This window comes from Mycobacterium sp. IDUB_24, assembly GCF_055419385.1.
In genome coordinates this window covers 109335-126284 of sequence record NZ_JBVAXO010000001.1, presented here as the reverse complement: position 1 = coordinate 126284, position 16950 = coordinate 109335, and the positions used below count along the sequence as shown (strand labels likewise).

Here is a 16950-nt window from a genome sequence, read left to right as displayed (position 1 = left end):
GTCACACCTCCACGGGAATATTGTTCCAGCCCCACTGGAAGCTCGACGGTGGCCGGGAGGCCGCAGCCTCGTCGATGCGGTAGTCGGGCACGCGTTTGAGGAACTCCTGGATCATGATGGTGATCTCCAGCCGGGCGACGTGGACGCCGAGGCAGAAATGCTGGCCGTGGCCGAACGACAACAGCCGGTCGATGGGCCGGTTCCACACGAAGTCGTCCGGATTGTCGTACTCCCGTTCGTCGCGGGCAGCCGAGGCCAGCAGGGTGATGATGCGCTGGCCGGGATTGATCGTGGTGCCGTGAACGGTGTAGGCCCGCCGCACCGTTCGGGCGAACCACTGCGCGGGTGCGCTGTGCCGGATGATCTCTTCCCGGGCCACCGGCACGTTCCCGTCGAGATCGGAACGGACCGCGGACAATTGGTCGGGATGCCGCAGCAGCTGCCACAGCCCGGTCGCCGTGATCTTCGGGACGGTCTCGGTACCGCCGATGAACACGCCGAGCATCTGCACGGCGGCCTCCATGTCCCCGAGGGCCGATCCGTCGGGCAGCCGGAAGTCGATCAGGGCATCGGCGATCGGGACGCTGCCGTCATGACCGTCGGTGCGCCGGCGCTCGATGATCGGGGTGAGGTAGGACAGGTAGCCGGGGCGGGCGTTGCCGACCTCGACGCCTTCCCCGGGTTGCGCGAGGCTGCCCGCATTGACCGTCGCCAGCACTTCCGGCGCGAGATCCACCGACAGTCCGACGAATTCGCACACCATCGCGGCGGCCACGATGCCACCGTAATCCTGCGTCAAGTCGAAGGTGCCGAGCGGCAGCAACTCGTCGAGTCGCTCGTTGGCCAGCGTTCGGATCCGATCGGCCAGCCTGGCCGCCGACCGCGGCCGGAACTGCGCCGAGGTGCAGCGCCGCACGTTCTCGTACAGCGGCGAATCGAAGTTCGCATGAAAAGGCATGGGGTGCAGCGCCGGGTCGGGCACGGGACCGTCGTTGCGGTGCGCCAGCACGGTCGCTGCGGGCAGCGTCCCCTCGGAGGCGACGAAGGTTCCGTCGTTGACCCCCAGCATGTTCCAGATATCGTCGAACCGGGACAGCGCATACGTGTCCCACTTGTCGATGTAGTACACCGGATACTCGTCGCGCAGGATCCGGTAGTACGGCAGCGGGTCGGCCATCACGTCCGGATCGAACGGGTCGTAGGTGAAATCCTGCAGCACAGTCTGGTCCATGACAGACCTACTTGAGCGGCGACGGGGGCAAGGCCGAAAGGATGGAATCCTCCCAGCCGTCACGGAGCGCGGGGGCCACGCTCATCCAGGTGACGATCTCCGCGGGCGGAGCTCCCTTCCATGACGGGTAGTGGTTCTCGAAGCAGTCCCAGCCGCCATCGAGCGCCCAGTAGTGGATCACCTCGTTGAACCGGAAGGTGGTGATGAACGAGCCCAGCCAGCGCTTGCCGGTGCTCTCCGACCACGGTACGTACAGCCGCTCCAGTTCCCGGATGTAATCGTCCTGACGTCCGGGCTTGGTCTCCATGATCTCCTGGATCACCAACCCCGCACCGAAGTTCGCCTCTCGAAGCTGTGCAAGCGTCCGGTTGTACTTGCCGGCGTACATAATTCGACCCTCACCGCGGGCCCCGAGCTCGGACAGGTATGCCGCCCACTGCAGTGCGGGCTTCTCATGAGTGCCGCCGACCGCCTGTGCCTTGCCGATGCGGGCATAGTCGGCGAATGCGTCGATCTCCCAGATGATCGTCACCTGGGGCCAGTGCCCGTTATAGGGCGTGGTTTCCCAGATCGCGAACAGCCGGGCACCCAGCTCCTCCATCATCGGTCGGTAGACCTCGCCGAAAGTCTCCGTGAACTGGTCCGTCCGACCCGACCCGAGATCGATGGTCTCGTGCAGATATAGCAGCGTGTGGCCGTAGAACTTCTTCATCTACCGCACTCCGGTGGTTGACAGTGACACCCTGCGAGCGTGACACTTGGGGCGTGTTTTGTAAAGGCGCGAGGACATGACAGCGGGAACCGAACAAACCGGGACAACTGAACTGGCGCATGGTTTCTGTTTCGGCGAGGGCCCACGCTGGTTCGAAGGCCTGCTGTGGTTTTCCGACATGCTGGGCGAGGCGGTGCACACGGTCACGTTGTCAGGCGCCATGACCACCCTGCCCCTCCCCGGCCATGCCCCGTCCGGTCTGGGTTTTCGGCCCGACGGCACCCTGCTGATCGCGTCCACCGAGCGCCGCCAGGTACTGCGTTACGACGGTGACACGGTCGAACTGCTGGCCGATCTCAGCGACCTGGTCCCCGCCGCCCTGGGCGACATGGTGATCGACGCGCACGGTCGGGCCTATGTCGGATCGCAAGCCCGCGCCAACGGGGTGATCGTGTGCATCGATCCCGATCCCACAGAGCCCGTCAGGGTCGTGGCCGATGATCTCGACTTCCCCAACGGCATGGTGATCACCCCGGACGGCACCACCTTGATCGTCGCGGAGTCCACCGCGCGGCGACTGAGCGCCTTCACGATCCGCAACGACGGCAGCCTCACCGACCGGCGGGTGTTCGCCGACGGTCTCGACGGCCCACCGGACGGTCTCGCCATCGACGCCGAGGGCAGCGTGTGGGCGGCACTGACATTGGCGCAGGAGTTCCAGCGCATCGCGCCCGACGGCTCCGCGGTTACCGATCGGATCGACGCCGACGGACGCACCGCCATCGCATGCGCCCTCGGCGGGGTCGAGGGGCGCACTCTGTTTCTGGTCACCACCACCGACGCCTATCCGGAGCGTCTCGTCGGCACCAAACTGTCGCGGGTCGACGCGCTGCTGGTCGAAACACCCGCACCGGGCGATCACGACACCCATCATCACCACTGAACGGTAGATATGTCTGACTCTTACTACGAGCCGATCGACGAGAGTGATCCGATCGGCGAGAAGTTTCGCGCCACCGACATGGCGCGCGGTACCTGGTCGGCGGCCATCCAGCACGGCGCACCGGTGTCGGCGTTGCTGGTGCGTGCACTGGAACGCTGCGAGCACCGCGCCGACACCCGACTGAGCCGGGTCGCCATCGATCTGATGGGCGGAGTGCCGTCGGAGGGCGATCTGTGGGTGCGTGCACAGTTGGAACGGCCGGGCAAGCAGATCGAACTGGTCAGCGCCGAGATGCTCGCGACGGGGCCCGATGGCGCGCCCCGCGTCGTGGCGCGGGCCAGCGGTTGGCGGATGCTGCAGATGGACACCACGGCGATCGCGCACACGGGCGCCGAACCGCTGGCTTTACTGGAGCAGGCGCGCAGCCGAGACATGGCCAAGAACTGGGAACCGAACTACGTGCACAGCGTGGACTGGCGCTGGCTGACCGTGCCGCAGGCCCCGGGTCCCGGTGAGTCCTGGCTGAAGCCGACGGTCGACGTGGTCAAGGGTGAGACGATGACGCCGTTGCAGCGGTTGTTCGCGGTGGCCGACGACGCCAACGGCATCGGCTCCAAGATCGACATCCGCAAGTGGACGTTCCTCAACACCGACTTGGTGGTTCACATTCACCGGGTGCCCGATGGGGAGTGGATCGGTATCCGTGCCGACACCAACTACGGGCCCGACGGTATCGGCGCCACCGTCGGGACATTGTTCGACCAGAGCGGCGCGGTCGGCGCGATCCAGCAGTCGGTGCTGGTGCGGCCGCGTCCGCCCAAGACTTCCCAGCGCGAACAGACATAAAACTGCTCTTTTTCAAGGGTTTTCGGGCAGTTTTGTGTCTGCTCGGCGGAGATGCGCGGGGCTCAGGTCGGCCACACTCGCCACTCCCATCAGGGTGAGGGTCGAGCGGATCTCGACGGCCAGTATGTCGAGCACGGCTTGGACACCGGCGCCGCCGGCCACGGCCAACCCGTAGATGTAGGGCCGGCCGATCATCACCGCGTCGGCGCCCAGCGCCAGTGCCGTGACGACGTCGCTGCCGGTCCGCACGCCGCTGTCGAGAAGGACGGTGGCACGGTCGCCGATCGCATCGGCGATATCGGGCAGTGCATCGAGCGACGCGATGACGCCATTGAGTTGGCGCCCACCGTGATTGGACACCACTACGCCGGTGGCCCCCACCTCGTCGACCGCTCGCACCGCATCCTCGGGCTCCAGCACGCCCTTGACCACGAACGGCCCGTCCCAGCGCTCACGCAGTGCCGCCACGTCACGCCAGCTCAGGTCGGGGCGGATCCGGCGGTTCTGGATACCGACGGATTCCACCGCTCCCTTGGCGCCGGCAATGTGGGTCAGGCTGCGCATCGTCATTCGCTGGTGCCGCAGCAGCCCGTACCACCAGTGCGGGCGGATCGCGGCGTCGGCGACGCGCCGCGGCGTCAGGATCGGCGGGTGCCCCATGCCGGTTCGCCGCTCCCCGGTTCTGTTGCCCTGCAGCGGAACATCAACGGTCACCACCAGGGTGCGGTATCCCGCGTCGGACGCCCGGCTCAGCATGGAATCCGAGAACGTGCCGTCGCCCCAGGGATACAGCTGGAACCAGTGGGCTTCCGAGGTCCCTGCCGCGACCTCTTCGATGGAGTATGACGACGCCGTCGACAGCGTGAGCCGCGTACCGGCACGTTCGGCGGCTCTCGCGGCAGCCAGCTCACCTGACCAGTGGGCAAGCCCAGTCAGCCCGGTCGGCGCCAGCAGTACGGGTAGTTCGAGCTGTTGGCCGTCGATCGTCACGCCGATTTCGGCGCCGGGATTTCCGGCCAGAACACGTTGGCGCAGATTCCAATTCGCGAATGCACTGCGGTTGGTCCGCATGGTGCGCTCGTCGTCGGCGCCGCCGTCCAGATAAGCCCACACCATGGTGGGCAGGGCCCGGCGCGCACTCCGACGATAGTCGTCGACGGTGACCAACGCGGCGGGGGTGCGCAACCGATACTGGAAGGCCGGGCTCATTTGATCGCGATGGGCGTGACCGGCGACCCGACGGCATTGCTGATGTGCAGCGGCGGTGCGACGAACAGGAAACTCCACACACCGTCACCGGCGCAGTCGGCGGCCAGCGCGTCAAGGTCGAGAATCTCGGCCAACGGCATACCCATGTCGCGGATCAGAATGCAGTGCAGCGGCAGGGTCTCCCCCGTTTCACTGGGGATCACCTCGATGGCCCAGTTGTCACTGCCCACTGCCGCGACACCGCGGTCATGCAGCCAGCGGGCGCAATCGATGCCGAGCCCCGGTTCCGTGGACATCCAGCCGTCACGGCCCTGCGCGAGGAGTCGACCACGCCAGCCGGTGCGTACCAGCAGAAAATCCGCCTCCCCGACGCTGACACTCTGCGCTGCTTCGGCGGCCTCAAGGTCGGCCGGGGTGATCGGGGTACCCCCGTCGAGCCAGTCCACCCCGTGCAATCGGGCGATATCGAGCAGCACCCCTCGCCCGGCGATCCGGTCGGTGAAGGCGTCGACGGCCAGCGTGCGGGCTCCGGCCCGAGCCCCTACCTCGTCGGCCGAGTGTCCGTTGTAGAGCTTGCCGTCGTAACCGACGTGGGACAACGCATCCCACTGCGTGCCCGATTGCAGCGGCATGATGATCCAGTCGTCGGCGACCTGCAGGCCGTGCTGCTCGAAATCGCTGTGCTGCATCGACATCAGGTGCACCGGGTTGTTCCGGCCGCCCACACCGCTCTGCGGACCGTCCTTGCCCACCGGAATGCTCAGCTGGAACACTTTGCCCGAGCGGACTTCACCGGCAGCGGCCTGCACGTGCCGCGGCTCGACGAGATTGAGGGTGCCGATCTGGTCTTCGGGCCCCCACCGGCCCCAGTTGGACAGTTCGCGGCCGAGGTCTTTGAAACTCATGCTTTACAGAATTGCATAAAATTGTCAACATGACAGCCATGGTGTCGCCCCATTTCCCGCTGATGTCCTTCGACACCACCGACCCGGCGTTCGTGGCCGATCCGTGGGCCCGCTACCGCGAGATCCAGAAACTCGGCGGAGTGGTCTTCAACGAGCGCATCAACCGTTGGATGGTCGCCGATTTCGATCTGATCAAACAGATCCTCAGCACACCTGCGCGGTTCGGCTCCGAACGCGGCCAGGTCGAACATGCGGCGGTGTTCGGCGGGCCGACGATGGAGTTCTACGACGGCCCTCATCACGATCGGATCCGGTCGATCTGGTCGGTTGATTTCCGGCCGAGGACGCTGGCACGGTTGCGCCCCGTCATCACGGACATCGTGCGAGCTCGCCTGGAACCCGTCGCAGCCCGGCTGCGCGACGGCGATACCGTTGAGGTGGTCTCCGAACTCACCCGAGGCATCCCGACCGAGGTGATCGCGCACATGCTCGGCGTACCGCCGGAGATGGTCGACCAGTTCACCGCATGGAGCGATGCAATGGGCGCCTCCGCGGAGGGCTACAGCATGCCGGGAGAGCACGGTGCCGAGCTGATCGCAGCCGGCAAACAGGCTACGGCACAACTGAATTCCTACATTCGCGAACAACTCCCCCGCCGGAGCTGCCCGGCTGACGGCGACTGGGATCTGATCGGGACCATGGTCGGCCACGACTATGCCCGTGAGCACATGACCGAACAGGAGATCGTCGCCGGCAACACCCAATTGGTGTTCGCCGGCAATGAGACCACCGCCAAGCTGCTCGCGCAGATCGTCGCGACGCTGGCGACGCATCCGGATCAGCGCCGCACCCTGCAGGCCGATCGCACCTTGGCGCTCGACGCTGCCGAGGAGGTACACCGCCTGGAAACGGTGTCGCACTCCATCTTCCGCGACGTGGTGGGCGATGGCGCCGCCGTCGGCCAGGTGGCGGTCGCCGACGGCGAGCGAATCACTCTGCTGCTGGGAGCGGCCAACCGCGATCCGCGGCGCTGGGAGCGGCCCGACGACTTCGACATCACCCGCCGCAAGCTGTCACACCTGGGCTTCGCCTTCGGCCTGCACTCTTGCCTGGGCATGAATCTGGCCCGCCTGGAGGCCCAGATCTTCCTCGAGGAGATGATCGATACCGTGGGTGACTGGCAGCTGGTCGGCCCCCTGGAGTACGGCACCAACTACACCGTGCGCGGGCCGAGTCGGGTGCTGGTGGCCGCCGCCTGATCCGGCGCCAAAACGAGTAGCGCACTACTCACGACACCGGCACCGAGCGGCGCGATGCTACTGAGGTGACACCAGACGGCCGACGAGTCGAGCACCGCCGGATGTGGCATGCCGGGGCAATTGCGTTCGCGTCGATATGCGGGCTGTTGCCGGCAACGATGTGGGGTAACCCCGCACTCGCCGATCCGAGCCCATCGTCCTCGACGTCTGCACCAACGACTTCGACGAGCCCAACCGAGTCGACGACGAGTACCCCCGAGTCCACGACGAGCGTCAGCCCCACCACAACCGAACCGTCGAGGGAACCCGATAGAACGGGACGGGTCGGCTTCTGGCTCAGCTCCGAACAAGGTTACCCAGCAACACATTTCACAGGAACTTTGACGGGCATCAGGGCATGCGTCGACACAGGCGACGAGCAGCTGACCGCACCGTCGTCACAGCCGGACCTTTTCCGGTGGGATGAGGGAGGCGATGGTCGCCTGGAAGGGCAGATCGTCGGGCACTCGGGCGAGGATAGAAACAGTGCCACGATCGATTTCACCGTACCCGCGACAGCTGGCCCCGGTCCGCACACGGTGACGGTGTTGTGCCCGAGCGGGCCGGTCAGTGCGAGCTTTACCGTCTTGGCGCCCACCCTCGCAGTCCAACCCGAACAGGGTTACGCGGGATCGCCATTCGACGCGACGGTGAGCGGATTCGACAGGTGTACCCCCGCCGACATGTCATTTCGATGGGACGACCAGCAGCTGACCCCAACAGATCGAGGCACCGACGGTAGGTTCGCGTTCACGGTGCCGGAGGATGCAACGGCCACCTCATACTCCGTCACCGCATCCTGCGGGAGTACGGCGGCGCCACCGGCCACCTTCACGGTGCTCGCAGCCTCGAAACCCACGCTGACCCTCACACCGGGATACGGACAACCCGGCGTCGGGGTGACTGCTGAGGGCACTGGATTCGCCTGCGATGGAGATGTCGAACTGTACTGGGACGACACACTATTGGCCGAGCGCCTCCCAGGCACGTTCGCGTCGTCGTTCCAGGTTCCGTCGGCGGAACCCTCACTCGTCCACACTGTGACGGCATCGTGTCGCCTGGACTCGAGCATCGCGGACACTCAGACCTTCACGGTGACGAGCCAGCTCAAGCCGATACCTGAACAGCCCGATCCGACATTCACGCTTCAACCTACGAGCGGACACACCGACGACGAGATCGTGGCCACCGGCGACCGCTTCCCGTGCGCAGACCGCTCCGGGTCCGTCAGTTTGGTCTGGGACGACGGTACGACACTGACGGGGGCATCGCTCGATCAATCAGGCCATTTCACCACGTCCCTCCTGGCCCCGGCAAAGACCGACGGTGGCCGTGTGACGTTGCGCGCCACATGTTCGGACGGAGTCGTACTGGCCGCCGACTTCACGGTCTTGAGCAGCCCACTACCGCCGCCCAAACACGATTACTGGTGGGTGCTGTGGCTGTTCGTCGGCGTCACCGCCATCGCGGCCCTCGTCCATGCCCTTCGTCAGCATCGGCCGGTCAAGCCGCCGCCTCCCCCGCACATACATGCCGTCGGACGTGCCGATGGCGCCCCGACCGTCATCGCACGGGAAACACCCGATGCCGGGGAAACGACGCACACCCTCCGAATGGAAACGCACTCAGACCTAGGAAGCCAAACCCTCAGAGAGGTGGACGATGACTACTCCAACACGCGTTGAGACACCCATCGGGAACGCGACCGTGCGCGACCTCCTTTTCGGAGATGCGGCCCAGTCATCCACCGATGTGCTAGAGGCATCACTACACGACCACGGCACGGTCCGAGCCCTGGTCCCTCCCATGCACGCCGCAGAGGCAGAGCGTCAAATAGCAGACGCCACAGACGGACTGCTCTCACTGAATCTCGCCGACGTGGCCGCCGAGGGTTGGAAGAAGTACGCCGCGCTCCGTAAAGCGGCACGCAGCACTCGCGGCAGCCCGTCGGCCACCGAGGTCGTCACGTTGGTGACACACAAAATCGAGTCGAGTCACCACCCCACCGTCGACGTGACCCTGGACGGCACGCCGCTCGCCACCATCAACATCGATCTCCAACTCTGCTTCACCATGGCCGGAGTGAGCGCTGTGATTCAACGTGGCCGGCTGATGGAAATTCGAACGGGTACGTGCACGGTCACCGGTTCACTGACAGTGCAGCAGATCTCGGTAGCGAAGAAGGAGCGCAAATTCGCCCTTCCCGGTGCGATCCGATTGCCCGAAGGCATCCCACTGCTCGACCTCGGCGCGTCCTCATCAGAACCGACGGCACAGGCCTGGTACTCCGATCCCACCGGGCGATACGAATTCCGGTGGTGGGACGGAGAGCAATGGACCCGGCGCGTCTGGCAACACGGACAGGCCATGTCGGATTAGCCCTGCAGCCTCAAAGCCCCGGCCGGGCACTGAGTTACCGCCATCTGCACCTTTTCTCGATTAGTCTCCGGCTGATCGTCGCCGTGGATGTGCACCATGCCCTCGTCGGAAACCTCGAACACGTCCTCGGCGATCGATTCGCAGATGCCATGCCCGGTGCACTTGCCCAGGTCGACTTCGACGCGCATCGTGTCCCGGCCTATGCGATGTGCGCGGGAACGCGCTTGATGCCGTGCACGAAGCTGCTGTACAGCAATTCCGGCTCACCGAACTCGATGGTCTTGAGCCGGGTCAGCAACTCGCGGAACAGATGTCGCAACTCAGTCTTGGCCAGCTGATTACCCAGGCAGAAGTGCGGACCGCCACCACCGAACCCCACCTGCGGGTTGGGTGAACGGCTCAGGTCGAAGCGGCCGGGCTCGGTGAACACCGATTCGTCACGGTTACCCGAACAGTAGAACAGGCCCACCTTGTCGCCGGCCCTGATCTGCTGGCCGGCCAGCTCGACGTCCTCGGTGGCATGCCGAGCGAACTGGATCACCGGAGTCGCCCACCGCACGAATTCCTCGGTGGCCAGGCCGATCCGGTTGTCGAAATCCTCCAGCAGCCAATCTTTTTGGCCAGGATTGGCGGCCAGGGCCATCATCGCGTGGGTGGTGGTCTGCTTGGTGGTGTCATTGCCGGCCGAGGCCAGCAGGATCAGGAATGCCCCGATCTCCTCGTCGGTGAGCCGGTGGCCGTCGACCTCGGCATTGACGATGCTGGTCATCAGGTCATCACCGGGATTGGCTCGACGGAACTTGGCCAGCTCCACGCCCGTGTTCGAGATCAGCATGATCTCGTTGATGGTGGCCATGGCGCGTTCTTCAAGCGACGAGTACTCGTCATCGCTCATGCTGAAAAGCTTCTCGGCGGCCTTGGCCAGGGCGGGCTGATCGGCAGTGGGCACGCCGAGCATGTCGGAGATCGTCCGCATCGGCAGCTGTGCCGAGCACGCCGCGACGAAGTCGACATCGCCGGCACCGATCAGGTCGTCGACGACGGCGACGGCGTTGCGGTGGATCTGCTCTTCGATCTTGCGCACGTTGCGCGGGGTGAACGCCGAGCTGATCAGGCGGCGGTACGTGGTGTGCTCCGGCGGATCCATCATCAGGAAGAAGGTGGCGAACTTCTGCACGTCTGACGGCATCGGGTCCAGCGCGACACCCTGGGTCGAGGTGAACAGCTCCGGATGCTGGCTGACGAACTGGATGTCGGCACGGCGGGTGATGGCCCAGAAGCCTGGCTCTTCCACGTCGAACAGTGACGACAGCGGCTGATGCCAGCTCAGCCCGTCAGCGGCACGCAACTGCGCGAACGTCTCGTCACGTTCGGCAAAGGGCCGGCTCCAGAAATCGTGTGACGTGATGTCGAATGGGCTGTATTCGCGTGCCTGCGGTGAGCTGGCAACTGTCACGGTATCCCCTCCTGCGCGTCGCCCGACGCCAGTGTCGCGGCACGAATTAGCGTGACAGTTCGACGATAGTTTGTAAAGCTGTGGGTATGGCGGAAACATCGTCCACCGATGACGACAGCAGCACCCGAGGACGGATCCTGGCTGCCACCGCCGAGGTTCTAGGGGCCAACGGGATGACGAAACTCAGCCTGTCCGAGGTGGCCCTGCAGGCCGGGGTGTCCCGGCCCACGCTCTACCGCTGGTTCGCCTCCAAACAGGAGTTGCTCGACGCGTTCGTGGTGTGGGAGCGAAAGACCTACGAACGGTCCGTAGCGCAGGCCTCTGCCGATCTGCCGGAGGACGAGCACCTGGATGCCGCTCTGCGAACCGTCGTCGAATACCAGCAGTCCTATCCGGGCCTGCGGATGGTCGACATCGAACCCGAACACGTCATCAAACGACTCACCCAGGTGATCCCGCTGATGCGGGAACGCCTGCAACGCCTGACCACCGGGCCGGATGCCGACGTCGCCGCGGCCACCGCGGTACGGGTGGCGGTATGTCACTACCTGGTACGCAGCGATGACGCGGACGATTTCCTCGCGCAGTTGCGCCATGCTGCCGGGGTGAAGCCGCAGCGTTGACCAGGCAAAAGCGCACCCGGCGCTACGCTGGCGGCGGTGACGCACTTTCCTGACCTCATCGCCGGGCTCGACCTGACCGACCAGGCCGCGCTGGGCAGCGGCGCGAGCTTCTGGACCACCAAGCCGATCGGCCCGGTGCCGGCCATCATGCTGACCGACGGGCCACACGGGGTGCGTCGTCAATCCGGCAGTGCGACAGATCATCTGGGCATTTCAGACAGCGAACCGGCGACCTGCTTTCCTCCCGCGGTCGGGCTCAGCCAGACCTGGGATCCCGAGCTGGTGGAACGGGTCGGTCAGGCGCTCGGCGACGAAAGCCGAGCACTGGGCGTACACGTGCTCCTCGGCCCCGGAGTCAACATCAAGCGCGACCCTCGCTGCGGGCGCAACTTCGAGTACTACTCGGAAGATCCGCTCTTGTCCGGTGCGCTCGGGGCGGCATGGGTGCGCGGCGTGCAGAGCCGCGGCGTCGGCGCGTCGCTGAAACATTTCGCGGCCAACAACGCCGAACACGATCGGATGCGCGCCAGTTCCGACGTCGACCTACGCACGTTGCGTGAGATCTATCTGCGTAGTTTCGAGATCGTGGTGCGCCAAGGCCGCCCGTGGACGGTGATGTGCTCCTACAACCGGATCAACGGGGTCTACGCGGCCGAGAACGCCTGGCTGCTGACCACGGTGCTGCGTGACGAATGGGGTTTCGACGGCGTGGTGGTCAGCGACTGGGGTGCGGTGGCCGACCGACCGGCGGCCGTAGCGGCGGGCCTGGATCTCGAGATGCCGACGACCGGCGGGATCTCCGACGCCGAGGTGGTGGACGCGGTGGACGCCGGAACGCTGGACGCGGCTGCCGTCGCGCGGTCCGCTGGACGCGTGGCCACTCTGGCACAGCGGGTCACCCAAACAGCCTACGCCGGAACATCGTTCAGTGCTGTTGAAATCAATGGCCATCACGAGCTGGCCCGCGAGGCAGCCCACCGAGCCATCGTGCTGTTGAAGAATGACCAGGATCTGCTGCCGTTGGCGCCGTCACCGCTGGCGGTCATCGGCGGGTTCGCCCGAGAGCCCCGATACCAGGGCGGCGGCAGTTCCCATGTGAACCCGACCCGCGTCGACATTCCGCTGGACGAGATCCGTAGGCTCGCCGGCGATCACCCGGTCAGCTTTTGCGCCGGAACCGACAGTGCAGCAGCGGCAGCGGCAGCTGAATCTGCGGAAACCGCAATCGTATTCCTCGGCCTCACCGCCGAAGAGGAATCCGAGGGGTACGACCGCGAACACATCGACCTGCCTGCCGCCCAGCTCGACCTACTGCGTGCCGTGGTCGAAGTCCAGCCGCGCACCGTGGTGGTGCTGGCCCACGGCGGCGTGGTGCGGCTCGACACCGTCGCCGGTCTGGCCCAGGCGGTCGTGGACGGGGCGCTGCTCGGCCAGGCCGGGGGCGGGGCGCTCGCCGATGTGCTGTTCGGCGTGGTGAACCCCTCGGGCCGGCTGGCCGAGACGGTGCCGCTGCGGCTGCAGGATTCCCCGGCCTATCTGAATTTTCCGTCCGATTCGGGCCATACCGTCTACGGCGAGCGGATGTTCGTCGGCTACCGCTGGTATGACTCCCGCGATATGGCGGTGACGTTCCCGTTCGGCCACGGCCTGTCATACACCCGGTTCGACTACTCGGACCTCGAGCTCACCACCACCGGTGCAGGTGTGGCCGTGCGCGTGACGGTCACCAACACCGGCGGTCGCGCGGGCCGGGAAGTGGTGCAGGCCTACGCCGGGCTACCCGGCTCCCGCGTCAGCCGACCGACGCGAGGGTTGGCCGGATTCAGTGCCGTCATGCTCGAGCCAGGCCAGGGCAAGACTGTCGAAATCCTCATCGACCGAACCGATCTCGCCTACTGGAGCACGGACGGCGAGCGCTGGGTCGTGGAGGCCGGCGACTATCGGGTTTCGGTCGGCGCCTCGAGCCGCGACCTTCGGCTGTCTGCGACGGTGGCGGTGGCGGGCGACGAATCGACGCGCCCATTTACCCGTGAGTCGACGCTGGGCGAGCTGCTCGCCGACCCGCAGGCGGCTCAGACCATTCTGGGGGTGCTGGGCAGCGCTTCCCCGTTCGGCGCCGCCGATTCCGCGCTCGGTAGCAACCTGCTGCGGATGCTGGAATCGGTGCCGATCGGGCGGATGGCCGCATTCTCGGCAGGCAAGGTCACCCGCGAGCAGCTCGATGAACTGCTCGCAGGCATCAACGCTCAGCGGTCCTGAACGCCACGCAGCTCGGCCAGGATCTCGTCGGTGTGCGCGCCGAGCGCCGGGGCCACCATCCGCGGCTGCCATGGGGTGGCCGAGAAATCAGCCGGGCTGGCCACCATCGGCACCGTCGAAATTCCGTCGGGCACTTCGACAATTCCTCCGGCAGCGTGAAACTGCTCATCGGCGATGACGTCGTCGAGGCTGTTGATCGGTGACCAGAAGAAGTCGGGCTCGCTGTCGAACAACGGGGCCCAGTGGTCCAACGGATGCCCGGCGAATATCACATCCAACGCGGCGATCAGTTCGCGCGCATTGACGTATCGGTCACGGGCAGTGGCGAACCGCTTGTCGCTCAGCCAATCCTCATGGGCCACCACCCGGCACAGTGCGGGCCAGTGCCGGTCTCCTTGCAGCCCGACGATCCAGAAGCGTTTGCCGTCGCCGGCGGTGTAGTTGTTCATACACGGGTTGGCCATCGCCTCACGCCGGCCGATTGCGATCTGCTCACCGCTCATCAGCACGGTGTTGAGATCGAAGCTGACGGTGTAAGCACCCTGCCGGTACAGCGAGGTGCTGACCAACTGTCCTGTCCCCGTGCGATTTCGGGCCAGCAGGGCGGCACACACCGCGGCCGCCAGCGTCATTCCCGCGGAGTGGTCCCCCATTCCGCCGCGCTGAAACGGCGGGGTGTCCCCCGGGCGGGTGAGCAGGTCAGCCAGTCCGGCACGGGCCCAGAACGCGGCAACATCGTAGGCCGCTCGATCTGCATCCGGTCCGGTCAGGCCGTATCCGGTGACCAACCCATACACCAAGCGTGGATTCCTGGTCGCGACGGTGTCGAAGTCGAGTTCCAGCCGACGCAGCGCGGCAGGACGCACATTCGTGAGGAAAACGTCTGCGGTGGAAAGCAATTCCATGGCGGTGTCCCGTCCCTCAGGCGCGCCGAGGTCGAGGACGATGCTGCGTTTGGATCGGTTGTCCATCTCGAAGGGCGGGTTGGCCGCCACTCCCAGATCCGGATCCAGGCCGAGCATCCGACCGAAGGTTCTCGCCGGGTCACCCGTCGGCGGTTCGATCTTGATGACGTCCGCGCCCCAGTCAGCCAGGAGCGCGCCCGCTGCCGGCGCGGCAACCCAAACACCCAACTCGACGACCCGAAACCCCTCCAACGGACCCGCCATCGCCGTTCCTTTCTGAAACCGCTTTACAATCTGCCGCACATTTGTAAACTTGGCGAATGCTCACACCGGCCCGCCGCCTCGTCCCTGTCGCCGGCCTGGCCGGACATATCGGCCACGGCGTGCAACGTATCGCAACCGATGCGGTCATCGGGCGCCTGCGGGCACTGCCCCGCCGGATCGCAGACCTCGATCCGGCGTACCTGTCCCGTCTCACCGGCCGCGCGGTCGAATCGGTGGCGGTGATCGGTGGCGATGCGGGTACGTCGTCACGCGCTCGGCTCGCCCTGTCGGGGCCCAGCGTGCCTGAGTCAGTCTTCGTCAAGATGCCGGCCGAAACCGCGGCCACCCGGATGATGGGCGAGCTGGGCCGGCTGGGACACACCGAGGTGCGCTTCTACCAACAGCTGGCCGACGGCCTGCCCGGGGTTCCCCGCTCCTACGGCGCTGCGTTCGATCCACTGACCGGGCGGTATGTGCTGGTACTGGAAGACCTCACGCTCAGCCCCTGCGAGTTCACCGACACCCTGCACCCGCTGGGCCGGGACCGGGCCGCCGCGACAGTGGAGCTGCTCGCCCGCGTCCACGCCGCGTTCTGGGGGCGGTTACCGGCACACAGCGGTGGACCGCTGGGCTGGCTGTACTCGGCATCGGGCGACCACACCTCACTGATGACCGGCTCACTTCTCAAGCTGTCGACCAGACGACTGGCCGAAACCACCGACATTCCGGTGGCCGACGGACGGTTCATCGACGAGAACTACCGAGCGGCAGCGCAGCTACTCGATCGGCCACCACACACCGTGATGCACGGTGACGCCCACCCGGGCAACCTGTTCTTCCGCAACGGCGAGGCGGGCCTCCTCGACTGGCAGGCCGTCCGCCGGGGCCATCCCGGCCGGGAGCTGGCGTACACCCTGGTGACCTGCATGACCACGGCCGACCGACAGGCCGCCGAACGTGAACTGCTCGACGAATACCGGCGCGCACTGGCCGCGGCCGGCGGCCCGGCGCTGGATCACGACGAGTTGTGGGAGCGTTACCGCCTGGGCGCGATCTATGCCTACGCGGCGCCTGTCATCACCGCCGGACTCGGCGGTATGCAGGACGAAGGCATCGCGCTGGAGGGCGCCAGACGGGGCGTGGCAGCCTTGGCGGACCTGGAGACTGTGGCAATACTCAAGAAGTTGCTCTGATGGTCCTACCATTTGGTGAACCACGAACAACCAAAGGCTGGACGTGAACGAACCTGTATCCGCGCAGCGGGACATATCCGTCGAAGACACCTCGACGCGCCACCGAATCCTGGTCGCGACCGCCGAGGTGCTGGCCCGCAGCGGTCAGACCAAGTTGAGCCTCTCCGAGGTGGCACTGCAGGCCGGCGTGTCCCGGCCCACGCTGTACCGCTGGTTCGCCGACAAGCAGGAGCTTCTCGACGGCTTCGGCACCTATGAGCGCGAGATGTTCGACCACGGCATCAGCCGAGCGACCGTGGGCTTGCGTGGCAACGAGAAGCTCGACGCCGCATTGCGTTTCATCGTGCAATACCAGCAGTCGTACTCGGGGGTGCGGCTGGTCGACATCGAGCCCGAAGTCGTGATCGCACAACTGGCCAACGTCATACCCCTCATGCGGGCGCGATTGCTCAAACTGCTCTCGGGCTCCAACGCGCCAGTCAAGGCGGCCACCGCGATCCGGGTGGCGGTCTCGCACTACATCGTGCGCAGTGATGACGGCGATCAGTTTCTGGCGCAACTGCGCCATGCCGTCGGCATCAAACAGCCCGACTCGAACTGACCTGCCCTGATCCGGTTTTTACCCGTCCGCACCTCCCGCCCACTCGCGATTGACACTCTACGATTGCAGAGACTTGTCAATCGGTCAATCCTTCTCGCAAAGGGGTGACACGACCGGCAATTTTTG

16 protein-coding genes are annotated in these 16950 nt (G+C 65.9%); 9 read left to right on the top strand and 7 right to left on the bottom strand.

The features are described from left to right. Nucleotide 1 precedes the first annotated feature (1 nt). Nucleotides 2-1231 carry a cytochrome P450 gene (locus ACZYZF_RS00595; protein WP_463745423.1) on the bottom strand — a complete coding sequence of 410 codons (1230 nt, stop codon included), beginning with the start codon at nucleotides 1229-1231 and terminating at the stop codon, nucleotides 2-4. Nucleotides 1232-1238: 7 nt separating this feature from the next. Beyond that, on the bottom strand, nucleotides 1239-1943 hold the full coding sequence (locus ACZYZF_RS00590) for an NIPSNAP family protein (protein WP_463834279.1): 705 nt from the start codon (nucleotides 1941-1943) through the stop codon (nucleotides 1239-1241). Between the two features lie 76 nt (nucleotides 1944-2019). Here ACZYZF_RS00590 and ACZYZF_RS00585 point away from each other — a divergent pair, with 76 nt between their 5' ends. Together ACZYZF_RS00585 and ACZYZF_RS00580 are read left to right on the top strand one after the other, a co-directional pair. Then, nucleotides 2020-2886, top strand: coding sequence for an SMP-30/gluconolactonase/LRE family protein (locus ACZYZF_RS00585; protein WP_463745421.1), 867 nt, complete (start codon nucleotides 2020-2022; stop codon nucleotides 2884-2886). A 9-nt stretch (nucleotides 2887-2895) separates the two neighbouring features. Further along, complete coding sequence (locus tag ACZYZF_RS00580; protein ID WP_463745420.1) at nucleotides 2896-3732, top strand: thioesterase family protein; 837 nt, start codon at nucleotides 2896-2898, stop codon at nucleotides 3730-3732. Nucleotides 3733-3744: 12 nt separating this feature from the next. Here ACZYZF_RS00580 and ACZYZF_RS00575 read toward each other — a convergent pair whose 3' ends face one another. Next, complete coding sequence (locus ACZYZF_RS00575; protein ID WP_463745419.1) at nucleotides 3745-4941, bottom strand: alpha-hydroxy acid oxidase; 1197 nt, start codon at nucleotides 4939-4941, stop codon at nucleotides 3745-3747. Next, complete coding sequence (locus ACZYZF_RS00570) at nucleotides 4938-5846, bottom strand: cyclase family protein (protein WP_463745418.1); 909 nt, start codon at nucleotides 5844-5846, stop codon at nucleotides 4938-4940. The genes ACZYZF_RS00575 and ACZYZF_RS00570 overlap by 4 nt, the downstream gene beginning before the upstream one ends. A 29-nt stretch (nucleotides 5847-5875) precedes the next feature. Here ACZYZF_RS00570 and ACZYZF_RS00565 point away from each other — a divergent pair, with 29 nt between their 5' ends. The 3 genes from ACZYZF_RS00565 (at nucleotide 5876) to ACZYZF_RS00555 (ending at nucleotide 9523) form a co-directional block, all read left to right on the top strand. Continuing rightward, the gene (locus tag ACZYZF_RS00565) at nucleotides 5876-7105 is read left to right on the top strand and encodes a cytochrome P450 (protein ID WP_463745417.1); all 1230 of its coding nucleotides are present in this window, start codon (nucleotides 5876-5878) and stop codon (nucleotides 7103-7105) included. 722 nt (nucleotides 7106-7827) lie between these two features. Next, a complete protein-coding gene (locus tag ACZYZF_RS00560; RefSeq protein WP_463745416.1) occupies nucleotides 7828-8829 on the top strand; it encodes a hypothetical protein in 1002 nt (333 codons plus the stop codon). 121 nt (nucleotides 8830-8950) lie between these two features. Further along, nucleotides 8951-9523 carry a DUF2510 domain-containing protein gene (locus ACZYZF_RS00555; RefSeq protein WP_463745415.1) on the top strand — a complete coding sequence of 191 codons (573 nt, stop codon included), beginning with the start codon at nucleotides 8951-8953 and terminating at the stop codon, nucleotides 9521-9523. Here the strand turns inward: ACZYZF_RS00555 and ACZYZF_RS00550 are convergent. Continuing rightward, nucleotides 9520-9711 (bottom strand): ferredoxin, encoded by a 192-nt coding sequence (locus tag ACZYZF_RS00550; RefSeq protein WP_463745414.1) that lies wholly within the window; start codon nucleotides 9709-9711, stop codon nucleotides 9520-9522. The genes ACZYZF_RS00555 and ACZYZF_RS00550 overlap by 4 nt on opposite strands. A gap of 11 nt (nucleotides 9712-9722) precedes the next feature. Next, a complete protein-coding gene (locus ACZYZF_RS00545; protein WP_463745413.1) occupies nucleotides 9723-10979 on the bottom strand; it encodes a cytochrome P450 in 1257 nt (418 codons plus the stop codon). Between the two features lie 86 nt (nucleotides 10980-11065). Here ACZYZF_RS00545 and ACZYZF_RS00540 point away from each other — a divergent pair, with 86 nt between their 5' ends. Together ACZYZF_RS00540 and ACZYZF_RS00535 are read left to right on the top strand one after the other, a co-directional pair. Next, the gene (locus ACZYZF_RS00540; protein WP_463745412.1) at nucleotides 11066-11602 is read left to right on the top strand and encodes a TetR/AcrR family transcriptional regulator; all 537 of its coding nucleotides are present in this window, start codon (nucleotides 11066-11068) and stop codon (nucleotides 11600-11602) included. A 36-nt stretch (nucleotides 11603-11638) separates the two neighbouring features. Further along, on the top strand, nucleotides 11639-13861 hold the full coding sequence (locus ACZYZF_RS00535) for a glycoside hydrolase family 3 C-terminal domain-containing protein (protein WP_463834278.1): 2223 nt from the start codon (nucleotides 11639-11641) through the stop codon (nucleotides 13859-13861). Here the strand turns inward: ACZYZF_RS00535 and ACZYZF_RS00530 are convergent. Next, on the bottom strand, nucleotides 13849-15030 hold the full coding sequence (locus ACZYZF_RS00530; RefSeq protein WP_463834277.1) for a CaiB/BaiF CoA transferase family protein: 1182 nt from the start codon (nucleotides 15028-15030) through the stop codon (nucleotides 13849-13851). The two genes, ACZYZF_RS00535 and ACZYZF_RS00530, sit on opposite strands and share 13 nt — an antisense overlap. Before the next feature lie 56 nt (nucleotides 15031-15086). Here ACZYZF_RS00530 and ACZYZF_RS00525 point away from each other — a divergent pair, with 56 nt between their 5' ends. Both ACZYZF_RS00525 and ACZYZF_RS00520 read left to right on the top strand, forming a co-directional pair. Beyond that, entirely contained in the window at nucleotides 15087-16223 is a 1137-nt protein-coding gene (locus ACZYZF_RS00525; protein WP_463745409.1) for a phosphotransferase, read from the top strand. A 43-nt stretch (nucleotides 16224-16266) separates the two neighbouring features. Then, on the top strand, nucleotides 16267-16824 hold the full coding sequence (locus ACZYZF_RS00520) for a TetR/AcrR family transcriptional regulator (protein ID WP_463745408.1): 558 nt from the start codon (nucleotides 16267-16269) through the stop codon (nucleotides 16822-16824). Nucleotides 16825-16950: the final 126 nt, after the last annotated feature.